Origin of the sequence: Cupriavidus phytorum (genome assembly GCF_003254285.1) — a bacterium.
Classification (GTDB): domain Bacteria; phylum Pseudomonadota; class Gammaproteobacteria; order Burkholderiales; family Burkholderiaceae; genus Cupriavidus; species Cupriavidus phytorum.
Genome location: NZ_QKZN01000012.1, coordinates 17837 through 32798, shown reverse-complemented (window position 1 = coordinate 32798; position 14962 = coordinate 17837). Strand labels below are relative to the sequence as shown.

The following is a 14962-nucleotide window of genomic DNA, read 5'->3' as shown; positions in this document are numbered from 1 at the left end:
CCATGCAAGCCAGAGACCGTCTCCTCGCCCTCGCCATCGTCTGCGTCTGGGGCGTCAACTTCGTTGTGATCAAGGTCGGGCTGGCGGGCATGCCGCCGATGCTGCTGGGGGCGCTGCGCTTCCTGCTGGTGGCGTTCCCGGCCATCTTCTTCATGCCGCGCCCGCGTGTGCCGTGGCGGCTGCTGCTGGCCTATGGCGCCACCATCAGCCTGGGCCAGTTTGCCTTCCTGTTCTACGCCATGGCGGTCGGCATGCCGGCCGGCCTGGCGTCGCTGGTGCTGCAGTCGCAGGCCTTCTTCACGCTGGCGATCGCCGCGCTGTGGCTGGGCGAGCCGGTGCGCTGGCACAACTTCGCCGGCATGGCGGTGGCGGCCGGCGGGCTGGCCCTGATCGGCGCCGGTGCCGGCGCGGGTAGCATGGGCGGCATGAGCGCGGCGGGCTTCGTGCTGACGCTGTGCGCGGCGTTCTGCTGGGCCAGCGGCAATATCGTCAGCAAGAAGATCGGCCCCGTGGACCTGCTCGGGCTGGTAATCTGGGGCGCGCTGGTGCCGATCGTGCCGTTCGCGCTGCTGTCGCTGTGGTTCGAGGGGCCGGCGCGCATCGTGCAAAGCGTGACGCAGGTGTCCGGCATGGCGGTGTTTGCGGTGGTGTACCTGGCATTCGCGGCGACGGTGTTCGGCTACACCATGTGGGGCCGGCTGCTGACGCGCTATCCGGCCAGCCAGGTGGCGCCGCTGACGCTGCTGGTGCCGGTGGTGGGGCTGTTGTCGGCGCACGTGCTGCTGGGCGAAGACCTGTCCGGCCTGCAGTGGATCGGCGCCGCGGTGGTGATGGCGGGGCTGCTGCTCAACGTGTTCGGCCAGCGCCTGTGGGCGGGCAGGGCGCTGGCGCGCCGCTGAGCCGGCGCAAGGGGTGCAGGGAGGCAGCATGTTGTGCTGCATCAATGGGTAAACACTATATGCGCATTCACGCATATACGAATATATTGGACGGCATGGAAGAGCTGGATCGCGTGTTCGAAAAGGTATCGGGTTACTTCAGCCTGCTGGCGGAGCCGACGCGGCTGAAGATCCTGCACGCCTTGTGCGATGGCGAGAAGCCGGTCAGCACGGTGGTCGAGACGGTGGGTTCGTCGCAGACCAACGTGTCGCGGCATCTCAACGCGATGTACCGCTCGGGCGTGCTGTCGCGCCGCAAGGAGGCGAACCTGGTGTTCTACGCCATTGCGGACGAAAGCGTGATCGAGCTGTGCCGCACGGTCTGCGTGCAGGTGGCGAGCCGGCTGGAGGACAACGCCTTGCCCTCCGGCGTGGTCGACCGCTTCATGGCACAGCCGGCGCCGGAAGCCCCGGCGCGCCGGCGGCGCACCGCAGGCTAGCCGCGCCACCACTCTTCCGGCAGCAAACGGCGGCGCCGCACCCGTTGCGGCGCCCGGTACAACAGGCACGCCGACCGGTCTGACCGACCGGGGCGAGCGCGCCGGAGGAGACCGCATTGCAGGAACGGAACCGGCCCGGGCGCATCGTGCCCGCGCCCGAGCACTTCGTCAGCGCATCGCTGCAGCAGGACATCGGCCGGCACGGCCTGGACGCGCCGCGGCGCGACTTCCTGCGCAAGAGCTTCCTGGGGGCCGCCGCGGGCATTGCCACGGCGGCGGCGGGCCGGCACGCGCTGGCCGCGGACGGCGCGAATGGCGATCCGGCCATCCTGCAGCCGCAGCCGTGGGCCACGTCGCTGGGACAGCCGGTCGCGGCGCGCCCCTACGGCCAGCCCTCGGTCCATGAGAAAAACCTGATCCGGCGCGAGTCGCCCGGCCTGACCCGGGTGTCGGCGGCCTCGGTGGCGTTCGCGCCGCTGCAGGGCTTCTTCGGCATCATCACCCCCAACGGCCTGCACTTCGAGCGCCACCACCAGGGCTGGCACGATATCGACCCGGCCCGCCACCGGCTGATGATCAACGGCCTGGTGCGCACGCCGCGGGTCTACACCATGGACGACCTGATGCGCCTGCCGGCGGTGTCGCGCATGCATTTCATCGAATGCGGCGCCAATACCGGCATGGAGTGGGGCAACGTCGCGGTGCCGACGGTGCAGTACACCCACGGCATGCTGTCGTGCTGCGAATTCACCGGGGTGCCGCTGCGGGTGCTGCTGGACGACGCCGGCGCCGACCTGCGCCGCGGCCGCTACCTGCTGGCCGAGGGCGGCGACGGCTCGTCGATGACGCGCACCATCCCGATGGAGCTGGCCGACGAGATCATCGTCGCCTGGGGCATGAACGGCGAGATGCTGCGTCCCGAGAACGGCTACCCGCTGCGGCTGGTGGTGCCTGGCGTGCAGGGCGTGTCGTGGGTCAAGTGGCTGCGCCGGCTGGAGCTGGGCGACCAGCCCTGGAACGCCAAGGACGAGACCATCCACTACGTCGACATGATGCCCGACGGCAAGCTGCGCCAGTACACCTCGATCCAGGAGTGCAAGTCGGTCATCACCACGCCGTCGGGCGGCCAGCAACTGGTGGGCAAGGGCTTCTACAACATCAGCGGCCTGGCGTGGTCGGGGCGCGGACGTATCAAGCGGGTCGATGTCTCGACCGACGGCGGGCGCAACTGGCGCACCGCGCGGCTGGAGGCGCCGGTGCTGTCCAAATGCCTGACGCGCTTCAACCTGGACTGGGTCTGGGATGGAGGGGACAGCGGCCCGGCCATCCTGCAAAGCCGCGCCATCGACGAGACCGGCTACGTGCAGCCGAAGCTGGGGCAGTTGCGCGCGGTGCGCGGCACGCGCTCGATCTATCACAACAACGCGATCCAAAGCTGGCAGGTCGCGGCCGGCGGCGAGGTGACCAATGTCCATGTGGGCTGAGCTCAGGGTCGCGGCGGCGCTGCTGCTGGCGGCCGGGTGCGCCGTGCCGCCATCCGCGGCGGCAGCCGGCACGAGTGAAGCGCGTGCGGCACTTGGCCGCACCGCCACGCCGGCAGAGCTGGCCGCGTGGGACATCGACGTGCGTCCGGACTTCAAGGGCCTGCCCAAGGGCAGCGGCACGGTGCCGCAGGGGCAGAAGGTTTGGGACGGCAAGTGCGCGTCGTGCCACGGCGACTTCGGCGAATCCAACGAGGTGTTCACGCCGCTGGTCGGCGGCACCACCGCCGAGGACATCAAGCGCGGTCGTGTCGCCGGCATGACCGGCAACCAGCCGTACCGCACCACGCTGATGAAGGTCAGCACCGTCAGCACGCTGTGGGACTACATCCACCGCGCGATGCCGTGGAACGCGCCCAAGAGCCTGAGCGCGAACGAGGTCTATGCGGTCACTGCCTACCTGCTACACCTGGGCGAAATCGTGCCGGCCGATTTTGCGCTGTCCGACACCAATATCGCCGAGGTCCAGCGGCGCATGCCCAACCGCGCCGGCATGACCACCGACCACGGCCTGTGGCCGGGGCGCGGCCGGCCGGATACCGGCAACACCGCATGCATGTCGCGCTGCGCGGAGCAGGTCACGATCGCTTCGTCGATGCCGGACTACGCCCGCGACGCCCATGGCGACCTGGCACAGCAGCAGCGCGCGTTCGGCCCGGTGCGCGGCATCGCGGCCGCCGGCGCGGCCAGGCCAGGCGGCGCTGCCGTGGCCGCGGCGGCGCCTGCGCCGGGCGCGCGCCTGGCCAGCCAGTACCAGTGCGTGGCCTGCCACGCGATGGACCGCAAGCTGGTGGGGCCGTCGTTCGCCGACATCGCGGGCAAGTACAAGGGACAGGATGCGCATGCGGCACTGGCGCGCAAGGTCAAGGCGGGTGGGCAGGGCGCCTGGGGCGCGGTGCCGATGCCGCCGCAGCCGCAAATCCCGGATTCGGACGTGCAGGCCATGGTGGGCTGGATTCTTGAGGCAAAATAGCGGACTGGCCGCCGCAGTGCCCCCAGGCGGCGGCCGGTGTGTGCCGCCAGGCCATTGCAGCACGGCCGCGCGGCCTTTGCCGTCCCCACGGCTTTACAGAGCTTGGAGAGCTTAACAATGAAGCAGTTTGTCATCGCAGCGCTGATGCTCGGCGCCGCCGCATCGGCCCACGCGGTCGATGCCGCCAAGGCACAGGAGATCGCCAACAAGAACGCCTGCATGGGTTGCCACCAGGTCGACAAGAAGCTGGTCGGCCCGTCCTACAAGGAAGTGGCGGCCAAGTACAAGGGCGACAAGAACGCCCTGGCGACCCTGAGCAAGAAGGTCAAGAGCGGTGGCTCGGGCGTCTGGGGTCCGGTGCCGATGCCGGCCAACGCCGCCATCAGCGACGCCGACCTGAAGACCGTGGTCGAGTGGGTGCTGGCAGGCGCCCCCGCCAAGTAAGACCGACTGCCATCGCGGGCAGTCCGCCGATGCACCGGGCCGGGCGGTGAATGCCGCGCGGCCTGGGACAACCAGCGGCCGGCCATGTACCGGCCGCATGCAACACCCCTGAAACGGTCCACGACCGACTGGAACGGAGTAGCCGGAGAGCAAGCAATGAATTCCAAACGACGAGAAGTGCTGCGGGTCACCGCTGTCCTGTCGCTGATGGCCGCCACCGGCCTGATCAGCGAAGCGCAGGCGGCCGAGTGGAACAAGAACGCCTTTGACGGCAAGAGCGTTGCCGACGTGATCAAGGCCCTCGGCGGCAGCGGCACCGAGAAAAGCACCGCCATCACCTTCACCGCCCCCGATATCGCCGAGAACGGTGCCGTGGTGCCGGTGGCCGTGACCAGCACCCTGCCGGATACCGAGCAGATCGCGATCCTGGTGGAAAAGAACCCCAACACCCTGGCCGCCGACTTCATCATCCCGGCCGGCACCGAGCCGTTCGTCTCCACGCGCGTGAAGATGGGCCAGACTTCGGTGGTGCACGCCGCGGTCAAGGCCGGCGGCAAGTGGTACGTGGCATCGAAGGAAATCAAGGTCACGCTGGGCGGCTGCGGCGGCTGACGCCGCGCCCCGGACCCCGGACCGAGATTCCCGCCAAACTGCAACAGGAGAAACACATGGCAGACCCGATGCGCGTACGCGCCACCGAAAACGGCGGCGTGGTGGACGTCAAGATTCTGATGAAGCACGACATGGAGACCGGCCAGCGCAAGGATGCGTCCGGCAAGGTCGTCCCGGCCTGGCATATCCAGACCGTGAGCGCCCAGTGCAAGGGCAAGGAAGTGTTCCGCGCCCAGTTCGGGCCGGCGGTGTCCAAGGACCCGTTCCTGAACTTCAAGTTCAAGGGCGGCGCCAAGGGCGACAAGGTCGCCGTGACCTGGACCGACAACAAGGGCGACAAGCGCACCGACGAGGCCACCATCGCCTGAGGCCGCGCGCCACGCTGGCAGGCCGCCGGCACGCCGCGCCGTCCTCTGCTAAGGTTCGGGGCGGAATGCCGGGACCGACCCGGCCCGAAGGAGCATTATGCGGCGAGCATTTATTCGAGCATCGGCGGCGCTGGCCGCCATCGGCCTGGCGGCGAAGGCCTCGGCACAGTCCGGCCAGTCAGGGCCGGCCGGGGCGGGCAAGGGCGGGCGCGTGAAGGTGGTGTACCAGTTGTCGGAAGGCATCGACCAGGCGGTGCGCGCGATGGGCAACCTGCGCAACCACCTGAATGGCGCCCCCGGCACCAGGATCGTGGTGGTCGCGTTCGGCTACGGCGTCGACTTCCTGGTGGAAGGCGCCAAGGACTCGCGCGGCAACAGCTTCGAGAGCCCGGTGGGCGCGCTGGCCGCCGAAGGCGTGGAGTTCCGCGTCTGCCGCAATACGCTGACCGCGCGCAAGATCAGTGAATCGCAGCTGTTGATGGAAGCCAAGGTGGTCCAGGCCGGCGTGGTCGAGATCGCCCGCCTGCAGGCCGAGGAAGGCTACGCGTACATCAAGCCCTGAGCCGGGCTGGCGCGGCCTGACGGCAAGACAAGAGAGAAGAATCGAGAAAAGAGTGGCCCGTCCCGCAAGGCGCGGCCGCGAGGAGGAAGCCCCATGAAACCGATCCCAAGCCTGGCCCGGCGCGCAGCGCTGGCGCTGGCCGCCACCGCGGCGGCCGCGGGCGCCGCCGCCGTGCACGCGCAGGGCAGCACCGCCGACGAAATCGCCAAATACCGCCAGATGCTGGCCGAAGGCAATCCCGCCGAGCTGTGGGAAGCCGCTGGCGAAGAGCTGTGGAAAAAGCCCGCGGGGCCGAAGAACGCGTCGCTCGAGCAATGCGACCTGGGCAAGGGCCCGGGCGTGACCAAGGGCGCCTACGCCGAGCTGCCGCGCTACTTCAAGGACACCAACAAGGTGATGGACCTGGAGCAGCGGCTGGCCCACTGCCGCATGACGCTGCAGGGGCTGAGCAAGGAAGAGGCCACCAAGAACCCGTTCTCGTCGTCGGGCAAGCCGTCCGAGATCGAACGCCTGGTGGCCTACCTGACCGGCGAGTCGCGCGGCGTGAAGATGAACGTGCAGCTCGGCCATCCGGAAGAGAAGCGCACCTATGCGCTGGGCGAGAAGATGTTCTTCTACCGCGGCGGCGCCTACGACTTTGCCTGTGCCACCTGCCATGCGGTGGACGGCCAGCGCATCCGCCTGCAGGACCTGCCCAACCTGCTGACCGACAAGGGCGCGCAGGCGGCCTACACCACCTGGCCGGCGTACCGCGTGTCGCAGGGCGAGGTCCGCACCATGCAGCACCGCCTGTACGACTGCCTGCGCCAGCAGCGCTTTCCCGAACCCGCCTATGGCTCGGACGTGATCACCGCGCTGACCATGTTCCTGGCGAAAAACGCCAACGGCGGCACCTACGACGGCCCGGCGATGAAGCGCTGACCAGTACGGGAGAGACACCATGCAACGACATACCAAGGCAGTGGCCGTCGCGGCCCTGTCCGCCCTGCTGGCAACCGGCGCGTATGCGCAAGACAGCGGGAAGGCCCGCACCGTCAAGGGCAAGCCCGCCGCCGTCAGCGGCGCCGACATGAAGCAGCTGATCGAAGACTCGTTCTCTTCGCGCGGCCCGGTCACGGTCGAGGGCGTGCTGAACCAGGACGGCATGCAGCAGGCCTGCAGCCAGTATCCCGACCGCACCCGGGTGCCGGCCAAGCTGGCAAAGAAGATCGAGGCCGCCGAGCTGAAGCAGGTCAAGTACCCAACCGACGACAAATGGCTGGGCGACTGGAAGGAAGGCGAGAAGGTCGCCCAGAACGGCCGCGGCATGCAGTTCACCGACCAGGTCGGCGGCACCAACGGCGGCAACTGCTACGCCTGCCACCAGATGACCAAGGCCGAGATCTCGTTCGGCAATATCGGTCCGTCGCTGTACCAGTACGGCAAGCTGCGTGGCAACTCCCAGGAGGTCATCAAGTACACCTGGGGCAAGATCTGGGATTCCAGTGCCTACGCGGCCTGCTCCAACATGCCGCGCTTCGGCCACAAGGGCATCCTGACCGAGGCCCAGATCCGCGACGTGATGGCGCTGCTGCTCGACCCGGCCTCGCCGGTCAACCAGTAACGCCGATGCGCGCGCCCGCCATGCTGCTGCGCGCGCTGCTGGCCGCGAGCCTGATGCTGGCCGCGGCCGGCGCCGCCGCGCTGGAGGTGGGCGACACCGTGCGCCTGCCCGAGGTCCGCACTCTCGACGGCCGCACGCTGAGCGCGGCCGCGCTGGCCGGCAAGCCGCTGGTGGTCGAATACTGGGCCACCTGGTGCCCGTTCTGCGCGATGCAGAACCCGCGCCTGCAGAAGCTGTACGAGCGCACGCGCGGCACGCCGCTGCAGGTGCTGGCCATCAGCATCGACAAGGACCCGCGCGAGGCCGCCGACTACATGAAGAAGCGCGGCTACACCTTCGCCGCGACCATGGACTCGCCCGCGCTGCAGGCGGTGTTCGGCAAGCGCAAGGGGCTGCCGGAACTGTACGTGATCGACGCGCGCGGCCGCGTGGTGCAGAAGGAAGTGGGCGAAATGCTCGAAGAAGACGTGGCCGCGCTGGAGCGCTACGCCACGCCATAGCCACGCCATAGCCACGCCATAGCCAACCGATGCCGGAAGCCCAGCGCCCACCGGCACGCACTTATCCACAGGAAGAGACATGAACCGACGCGAGTTCCTGCAGGTGCTGGCCATCGCCGGCGCCGGCGGCATGACGTTCCCCCACCAGGATGCGCACGCCGCGCAGGCCGCCGAGGCCATGTACGACCTGCCGCGCTTCGGCAACGTCCACCTGCTGCACTTCACCGACTGCCATGCGCAGCTGCGGCCGGTGTACTTCCGCGAGCCCAACGTCAACCTCGGCATCGGCGACTATGCCGGCAAGCCGCCGCATCTGGTCGGCGAGGCGCTGCTGCGCCATTACGGCATCCGCCCCGGCACGCCGCAGGCGCATGCGTTCACCTATCTCGATTTCAACGAGGCGGCGCGACGCTATGGCAAGGTCGGCGGGTTTGCGCACCTGGCGACGCTGGTCAAGCGGCTCAAGGCGGGCCGGCCGGGCGCGCTGCTGCTCGACGGCGGCGATACCTGGCAAGGCTCGGCCACGGCGCTGTGGACCAGGGGTCAGGACATGGTCGATGCCGCGCTGGCGCTGGGCGTGGACGTGATGACGCCGCACTGGGAGATGACGCTGGGCGCCGAGCGCGTCAAGGAGATCGTCGACAAGGACTTCAAGGGCAAGGTCGCGTTCCTGGCGCAGAACATCAAGACCAACGATTTCGGCGACCCGGTGTTCGATCCTTACGTGATCCGCGAGATCAACGGCGTGCCGGTGGCCATCATCGGCCAGGCGTTCCCCTACACGCCGATCGCCAACCCGCGCTATTTCGTGCCGGACTGGACCTTCGGCATCCAGGAGGAGAACCTGCAGCAGGTCATCGACGCTGCGCGCGGCAAGGGCGCGCAGGCGGTGGTGCTGCTGTCGCACAACGGCATGGACGTCGACCTGAAACTGGCCTCGCGCGTGCGCGGGCTCGACGCCATCCTCGGCGGCCACACCCATGACGGCGTGCCCGCGCCGGTGGCGGTGAAGAACGCCGGCGGCACCACGCTGGTGACCAATGCCGGCTCCAATGGCAAGTTCCTCGGCGTGCTCGATTTCGACGTCAGGAACGGCAAGGTGGCGGACTTCCGCTACCGGCTGCTGCCGGTATTCGCCAACTACCTGCCGGCCGACCCGGCCATGGATGCGCTCATCCACAAGGTACGGGCGCCGTATGAAAAGAAGCTGTCCGAAGTCCTCGCCGTCAACCGTGGCCTGCTGTACCGTCGCGGCAATTTCAACGGCACCTTCGACCAGCTGATCCTCGACGGCCTGATGCAGGTGCAGGGCGCACAGATCGCGTTCTCGCCCGGTTTCCGCTGGGGCACCACGCTGCTGCCGGGGCAGGCCATCACCATGGAACACCTGATGGATCAGACCGCCATCACCTACCCGTACACCACGGTGACGCAGATGAGCGGCGAGACCATCAAGACCATCCTCGAAGACGTCGCCGACAACCTGTTCAATCCCGATCCGTACTATCAGCAGGGCGGCGACATGGTGCGCGTCGGCGGCCTGCAGTACACCATCGATCCCGCCGCCGGCATGGGCAAGCGCATCACCGACATGCGCCTGGCGGGCAAGCCGCTCGAGGCCGGCAAGACCTACAAGGTGGCCGGCTGGGCACCGGTGGCGGAGGAAGCGCGCGAATCCGGCGGGGCGCCGGTCTGGGACGTGATGGCGCAGTGGCTGCGCAGCACCCGCGAAGTCAGCGCGCGCCCGCTGAACCTGCCGCGCGTGCGCGGCATGGACGGCAATGCCGGCATCGCGGCGTGATGTGGCAAACAGCACGCATGGGGGCGCGGAGGATTGAAGCGCGCCACCCAAGTACGCTACAATCCTCCGCGACGGGCCGATAGCTCAGCTGGGAGAGCGCTGCGTTCGCAATGCAGAGGTCGGGAGTTCGATCCTCCTTCGGTCCACCAGAATTCTTCGCAAGATCCCGTCATTCGAACGAATACCCCGGAGCCGCCAGGCTGCCGGGGTTTTTTGTTGGCGGCGTTGCCGCGGTCCCTCCTCACAATGCCGCAGCGACCTGCACCGGCAGCGTTTCCAGCCCCAGCAACTCTCTGAACCCGGCCTCGTGATGCCGCAGCGCATGCGGCGCATACCAGGCGTTGGCCGACCGGCCGATGCGCCAGGCCGCGTCCAGGTCCGGCGTCATGGCCTCGATCGAAGGCAGGTAGTGCGCGGGCGTGATGCCATCGTGCACGCCGCTGCTGCGGGACAGCAGCACGGGGCAGACCGCGTGGGCGCAGTACGCGGCGAAGACCCCGCTCTTGGCCGCATAGTCGACCGGGTAGGCCAGCACGCCGTAGGTCGACACCGACAGCAGCCGCGCCGCTTCGGCGGCGTCGAGGCGGCCGTGCACCACCGCGCCACGCCGTGCGATGCGGGCGGCGAGGCCGGTATCGCCCAGCGGCGGCCCGACGTCATGCAGCGTGAAGCCGGCACGGGCGACCCAGTCGAACAGCGCCTCGCCCGCCTCCTGGTAAGTCAGGGCGCGCAGCGCGGAGCCACCCAGCACCACCACGGCCGCCTGCCGCTCCCGCTGCTGCGCGCCGCTTTCGCCCAGGTTGGAGCACACCGGCAGCACCCGGTACGGCCGGGCTGGCGCATGGGCGTTGAGCCAGTGCGCCGACCCCTCGCGGTTGGTGACCCAGAAGTCCGCCAGCGATGCGAGTTCGGCGGCAATGTAGCGCTGCACCGGTGAGAGCCAGAACGCCGAGCGCCATGGCGCGCCGTCGGCATACAGTTCGTGGAAGAAGATGCCGAGGCGGCGCATGTGCGGCCGGGCCTCGCGCAGGCGCCGCAGCAGCCACAGCGGCGTGCCGCGCCGGGCGTAGCCGTAGCCGACGTAATGGAGGATCACGTCGGCACCGGCCAGCGCGGTGGCTTGCAGGTCGGGCGTGGCTTCGACCAGCTGCCCCTGCAGCAGCCCGTTGAGCGTCGCGGCATAGTCCCTGACGCCACCTTCGCCGGGCGCGACCAGGGTGATCGGGGCGCCGGTGCCGCGGGCGGTCGGGTCGTAGGCGGACGGATTCGGCATGGGACAGTGCTCCTTGCGCATATGGCGAGGTTGTCATGTCCCCGGGCAGGCAATCTGTGCTCCAGCGCACGCCGCGTCACGGCGCGGGCGGCGTCGGCCCAAATGGAAAAGGCCCGCACGGCGAACCGTGCGGGCCTCGAACAAGCGCTATCAGGGGGAGAAGCTTGCCGGGATCAACCGGCGCGCTTCAGGCTGACATGGCGCTCAGGGTACATTGCTCTGGGTGAAGTTGAACGGCTTGCCGGCCACCGCATAGGAACCGCCGAACTCGAACTCGTCATTGCCCGACTGGCCCACGCCGATATACAGCGGGGTGTTTCCGCCCTGGAGGTTGATCGGGGCATAGCGATAGTTCAGCACCTGCTTGCCGGCATAGTCGGTCACCGAGAACACGCTGGTCAGCAGCGGGCTTTGCTGGGTTTCAGACACCGTGATCGGATCGATCATACGCGAATCCTGCAGCGTCTTTTCGACCGTCAGCGTTGCCATGTCGACCAGCTGGACCTTCTGCTCGCCACGCGACACCACCCACAGCTTGGTGTTCGAGTTGCCGAAGCTCTCGCGATTCACCTGGTGGATCATGCTGGTCGGATTCTTGCCCACTTGCAGGCTGGTCACTTCCTTGATCAGTTCCGGATCGAGGTTGGTACCCGACTGCACGCCAGCCACCGAGATCGCGTGGATCACGCCGTCTTCCGTCGCCACCCAGGCCTGGCCGGGGTTGGCCAGCAACGAGACCCTCACCGCGGTCGGCTTTTCGGCCAGGCTCATGGTCTTGACGATGGTCGGAGCGTAGTTGTCCACCGAGAACGTCTGCGGCCATTGCGAGTCTTCCAGGCCGGTATTGTTCAGGGTGTTCTGCAGATCGCTGAAGCTGCCTTCGAAGTAGGTGTTGTTGACCTTGTCGAACAGCGGCTTCAGGTCCAGGAACACCACCTTCTTTTCCGACTTCGAGATCACTGCGGCCACGCCGGCACGGGAGATCAGGTCGGCGTTGACGCCACCCACGGCGTAGCTCTTCTGGTTGGCTTCGCTCAGGCCAGGCGTCGCTTCGTCGCGACCCAGGCTCGCGCCGCGGTCACCCACCGGGTCACGCATCCAGCCCTGGGTGGTGTTGTCCTGCATGACGCTGAAGTCGGTCACGGCGGAAATCTCCGTCGGGGCCTTCATATCCGGCAGGTCAACGAAGCCCAGCAGCTTCATGAAGACGAAGTTCGACATGTTGCGGAAGCCCGGATAGAGGCCATGCCACGACATATCGCTGGAGTCATACGGACCGCCCACCTGGCTGCCGTCGGCGAGGCTGCCCAGCGCAATCACCGCCACCTGGCCCTTCAGGTTCTTGGTGTCCCAGATGGTCACCAGGGCAAATTCGGAATTCGACGTAATGGCGATGGCGGTGGGCACCTTGCCCTCCGGCAGCTTCACCGAAGCCGAGTGCGAAGCCGTATTCATGCCGACCGAGGCAATCAGGCCGTTCTGGAAAGCCACCAGCGATTGTGCACAATCGTGCTCGCTGCAGCGGCCCATGGCGATCGGCTGCGTCGGCATCGCGCCACCGTTGGCCGTGACGTGTTCCTTCAGCAGCGGATTGGTGGTGGTATGGCCCCAGAACCACGGGGTCTGCGGCTTTTCGGCAATGGTGCCGGCGCTCAGCGCCAGCGTCAGCAGCGGCGTGACGCCGGAGTCCGAAGCGGAGTCCGCGCGGAAAATCACGTCGCCCATGTTGCTGCCGTAGTCGTTGCGGGCGCAGTCGATATTACCCAGCTGATAGATCACGTTGGTGCTGGTATCCATCGTGGCGCCCGGGTAATCCTGCTGGAAACAGGTATTGCCGTGCGGGTAAAAGGTCTTGTCCTCGGGTTTCCAGACCGTACCAACTGCTGCGGCGGCGGAATTACTCGGGCCGTAGCGATAAGCCATGGCTTTTTCGCCGGAATAATCCGAGGCAATGGCGACATATTCGTCGGCATTCAAATTGCCAGAGCCATCGAAAATCTCGTCGGCAACCTGGGTGGATTCGGCCGGGGTGGTCGGGCTGCGCGAGGCTTCGCTCGACGAGGTGCTACCGGAGGTGGTTGCATCGCTGCCGTCGCCACCGCCGCCGCATGCCGTAAGCACCACAGCGGCGCAGGCAGCAGCCAGGAAGTTCAGGCTCGGCAGAATGTAAGAATTGCGCGCTCGGCGCAGGTCGGATGGGTTATCGCGAGGTAGATTTTTCCCAGTCATTGATTTTTAAGTGAATGGATAAAAGATGAAAGTGAATAAACATCACCACGCCCGTTCTTGTGCCGGTTTGCAGTGTGCACGACCAATTGCAGTGGCATAAAAAGCGGATCGGGTTAACCCCTTGGAAAACCCGGCAGCGGCGATACTAGGGGTACCCATCCGACACCGTACAGGCTGGTAACAATGGGTTACGTGTGATTTCCGGGCGGGGCACCTGTGCACTATTGCGGTGCGCGGTTGCGGCGTAACGATTACTCGACCGTGGATCACATGTAAGGATTTGTTCGATTTGTGGACAGTCTTCCGTACGCGCCAATATCATCGCGCGCGATTTTCGGGGCTAGAAGAACTGCTAATTGGCGGGGTGTGGAGGAGGCCAGGGCGGGCATTTAATGCCGGCGCAACGCCAGCAAGGCGATGGTTAATGCCACCTGAATTCCACATGAATGCCAGCCGCGCGCGGCGTTAAGCGCCACGTGCGGCGGTCGGGCAGGCCGGCGCCAGCGACTCGCTTCGGGCCGCGCCATACGTTATCGTTGAGCCCCTTGGAGCCCCGCGCGCGCGCCGGGATTAATCGACCGACCGTGCGCACCGAAGCCGCCTCGTCCCATGCAAGCCACCAGGAAATCGTTCGTCGGACGCATCCGCGAACAGCTGGACCAGTTGTCGCCCTCGGAGCGCCGGCTGGCGGAGTTCGCGCTGGATTTCCCCGGCGATCTCGCGGGCTATACCGCCTCGGAACTGGCCGGGCTGGCCAATGTGTCGAATGCCACCGTGACGCGCTTCGTGCGGCGCATGGGCTATGCCTCGTATGACGACGCGCGCAAGCATGTGCGCTCGGAAAAGAGCGCAGGCTCGCCGCTGCTGCTGGCCGGCACCGAAAGCGCGTCTGGCGCGCCCGGCGCGACCGATTCCGGCTCGCTCGGCGCGCACCTGCAGCAGGGCCTGGCCAACCTCGGCGCCACTTACCGGCGCCTGTCCGAGGCGCAGCTGCGGGAAATCGCCCAGGCCATCCTGAATGCGCGCAAGGTGTGGATCGTCGGTTTTCGCTCGAGCCAGCCGCTGGCCATGTACCTGCGCTGGCAGCTGCTGCAGATCGTGCCGAGCGCGCAGGCGGTGCCGGGTGCGGGCGAGACCATGGGCGAACACCTCGCCGGCATGGCCGAGGACGACATGGTGATCGTGCTGGCCTTGCGCCGGCGCGTGCGCGAACTGCCGTCGGTGGTGGCGCAGGCGGCGAAGGCTTGTCCCAGGCTGCTCTACATCACCGAGCAGGGCGCGACCGCCAAGGTGCCGGCCCGGTGGGTGCTGCGCTGCGACGTGCAGGCCCCCGGCGTGCTGGACAACCATGCCGCCGTAATCGGCCTGTGCCACCTGATCGTCACCCAGGTAATGGAACTGGCCGGGACGCCGGGCCGGCGGCATCTTGGCCTGGTCGAGGCATTCCACGACGCGCTCGACGAACTCTGAGCGCCAGCGCCAGCCGCCGGCGGCGCGATGCCATCCCGATTCCGACGTTCCGCCGTGTTGCCGGCCGACCGAAAAGCGGCATGCGGCCGCACGCAGCCGCCACACGTCGGTATAAACCCGTATGAAAAATTATTTTCAAATATTTATCATATGAAAAAATCAAAACATTACGTCGGGAGCGGCTGAATCCCGGCCGGTAAAAAAAGCG

15 protein-coding genes and 1 tRNA gene are annotated in these 14962 nt (G+C 67.3%); 14 read left to right on the top strand and 2 right to left on the bottom strand.

Annotated elements, in window-relative coordinates; all coding sequences use genetic code 11:
- The first annotated feature begins 2 nt into the window (after nt 1-2).
- The 13 genes from C7416_RS23865 to C7416_RS23805 all read left to right on the top strand — a co-directional run bounded on the left by C7416_RS23865 (nt 3) and on the right by C7416_RS23805 (nt 9931).
- A complete protein-coding gene (locus tag C7416_RS23865) occupies nt 3-899 on the top strand; it encodes an EamA family transporter (RefSeq protein WP_111521234.1) in 897 nt (298 codons plus the stop codon).
- A gap of 59 nt (nt 900-958) precedes the next feature.
- On the top strand, nt 959-1378 hold the full coding sequence (locus C7416_RS23860; RefSeq protein ID WP_111521233.1) for an ArsR/SmtB family transcription factor: 420 nt from the start codon (nt 959-961) through the stop codon (nt 1376-1378).
- A gap of 116 nt (nt 1379-1494) precedes the next feature.
- The gene (soxC, locus tag C7416_RS23855) at nt 1495-2862 is read left to right on the top strand and encodes a sulfite dehydrogenase (protein ID WP_111521232.1); all 1368 of its coding nucleotides are present in this window, start codon (nt 1495-1497) and stop codon (nt 2860-2862) included.
- A complete protein-coding gene (locus C7416_RS23850; protein WP_111521231.1) occupies nt 2846-3892 on the top strand; it encodes a c-type cytochrome in 1047 nt (348 codons plus the stop codon). The genes soxC and C7416_RS23850 overlap by 17 nt, the downstream gene beginning before the upstream one ends.
- A 117-nt stretch (nt 3893-4009) precedes the next feature.
- Entirely contained in the window at nt 4010-4336 is a 327-nt protein-coding gene (locus C7416_RS23845; protein ID WP_018006137.1) for a c-type cytochrome, read from the top strand.
- Between the two features lie 156 nt (nt 4337-4492).
- Nucleotides 4493-4948, top strand: a complete 456-nt coding sequence (gene soxY, locus C7416_RS23840; RefSeq protein WP_018006136.1) for a thiosulfate oxidation carrier protein SoxY — start codon at nt 4493-4495, stop codon at nt 4946-4948.
- Between the two features lie 56 nt (nt 4949-5004).
- On the top strand, nt 5005-5316 hold the full coding sequence (gene soxZ / locus C7416_RS23835; RefSeq protein WP_111521230.1) for a thiosulfate oxidation carrier complex protein SoxZ: 312 nt from the start codon (nt 5005-5007) through the stop codon (nt 5314-5316).
- Between the two features lie 97 nt (nt 5317-5413).
- Nucleotides 5414-5878 (top strand): DsrE family protein, encoded by a 465-nt coding sequence (locus tag C7416_RS23830; RefSeq protein WP_111521229.1) that lies wholly within the window; start codon nt 5414-5416, stop codon nt 5876-5878.
- Nucleotides 5879-5971: 93 nt separating this feature from the next.
- Nucleotides 5972-6799 carry a sulfur oxidation c-type cytochrome SoxA gene (soxA, locus tag C7416_RS23825; protein WP_111521228.1) on the top strand — a complete coding sequence of 276 codons (828 nt, stop codon included), beginning with the start codon at nt 5972-5974 and terminating at the stop codon, nt 6797-6799.
- Between the two features lie 19 nt (nt 6800-6818).
- Complete coding sequence (soxX, locus tag C7416_RS23820) at nt 6819-7481, top strand: sulfur oxidation c-type cytochrome SoxX (protein WP_111521227.1); 663 nt, start codon at nt 6819-6821, stop codon at nt 7479-7481.
- A gap of 5 nt (nt 7482-7486) precedes the next feature.
- Nucleotides 7487-7981 (top strand): TlpA family protein disulfide reductase, encoded by a 495-nt coding sequence (locus C7416_RS23815; protein ID WP_111521226.1) that lies wholly within the window; start codon nt 7487-7489, stop codon nt 7979-7981.
- Between the two features lie 79 nt (nt 7982-8060).
- The gene (gene soxB / locus C7416_RS23810; protein WP_111521225.1) at nt 8061-9782 is read left to right on the top strand and encodes a thiosulfohydrolase SoxB; all 1722 of its coding nucleotides are present in this window, start codon (nt 8061-8063) and stop codon (nt 9780-9782) included.
- Nucleotides 9783-9855: 73 nt separating this feature from the next.
- Nucleotides 9856-9931, top strand: a tRNA-Ala gene (locus C7416_RS23805).
- Between the two features lie 92 nt (nt 9932-10023).
- Here the strand turns inward: C7416_RS23805 and C7416_RS23800 are convergent.
- Both C7416_RS23800 and C7416_RS23795 read right to left on the bottom strand, forming a co-directional pair.
- Nucleotides 10024-11055, bottom strand: coding sequence for a hypothetical protein (locus tag C7416_RS23800; protein ID WP_111521224.1), 1032 nt, complete (start codon nt 11053-11055; stop codon nt 10024-10026).
- Nucleotides 11056-11259: 204 nt separating this feature from the next.
- On the bottom strand, nt 11260-13176 hold the full coding sequence (locus C7416_RS23795) for a hypothetical protein (protein ID WP_240988123.1): 1917 nt from the start codon (nt 13174-13176) through the stop codon (nt 11260-11262).
- Between the two features lie 717 nt (nt 13177-13893).
- Between C7416_RS23795 and C7416_RS23790 the strand changes: the two genes are divergently transcribed.
- Complete coding sequence (locus C7416_RS23790; protein ID WP_111521222.1) at nt 13894-14754, top strand: MurR/RpiR family transcriptional regulator; 861 nt, start codon at nt 13894-13896, stop codon at nt 14752-14754.
- Nucleotides 14755-14962 lie beyond the last annotated feature (208 nt).

Excerpts from the sequence above, each read along its gene's own strand:
- C7416_RS23815 (WP_111521226.1), top strand. The coding sequence starts at position 7,487 with ATGCGCGCGCCCGCCATGCTGCTGCGCGCGCTGCTGGCCGCGAGCCTG.
- soxB (WP_111521225.1), top strand. The coding sequence starts at position 8,061 with ATGAACCGACGCGAGTTCCTGCAGGTGCTGGCCATCGCCGGCGCCGGC.
- C7416_RS23860 (WP_111521233.1), top strand. The coding sequence starts at position 959 with ATGCGCATTCACGCATATACGAATATATTGGACGGCATGGAAGAGCTG.
- C7416_RS23790 (WP_111521222.1), top strand. The coding sequence starts at position 13,894 with ATGCAAGCCACCAGGAAATCGTTCGTCGGACGCATCCGCGAACAGCTG.
- soxY (WP_018006136.1), top strand. The coding sequence starts at position 4,493 with ATGAATTCCAAACGACGAGAAGTGCTGCGGGTCACCGCTGTCCTGTCG.
- soxX (WP_111521227.1), top strand. The coding sequence starts at position 6,819 with ATGCAACGACATACCAAGGCAGTGGCCGTCGCGGCCCTGTCCGCCCTG.
- C7416_RS23865 (WP_111521234.1), top strand. The coding sequence starts at position 3 with ATGCAAGCCAGAGACCGTCTCCTCGCCCTCGCCATCGTCTGCGTCTGG.
- C7416_RS23830 (WP_111521229.1), top strand. The coding sequence starts at position 5,414 with ATGCGGCGAGCATTTATTCGAGCATCGGCGGCGCTGGCCGCCATCGGC.
- C7416_RS23850 (WP_111521231.1), top strand. The coding sequence starts at position 2,846 with ATGTCCATGTGGGCTGAGCTCAGGGTCGCGGCGGCGCTGCTGCTGGCG.
- C7416_RS23800 (WP_111521224.1), bottom strand. The coding sequence starts at position 11,055 with ATGCCGAATCCGTCCGCCTACGACCCGACCGCCCGCGGCACCGGCGCC.
- soxA (WP_111521228.1), top strand. The coding sequence starts at position 5,972 with ATGAAACCGATCCCAAGCCTGGCCCGGCGCGCAGCGCTGGCGCTGGCC.
- soxZ (WP_111521230.1), top strand. The coding sequence starts at position 5,005 with ATGGCAGACCCGATGCGCGTACGCGCCACCGAAAACGGCGGCGTGGTG.
- C7416_RS23845 (WP_018006137.1), top strand. The coding sequence starts at position 4,010 with ATGAAGCAGTTTGTCATCGCAGCGCTGATGCTCGGCGCCGCCGCATCG.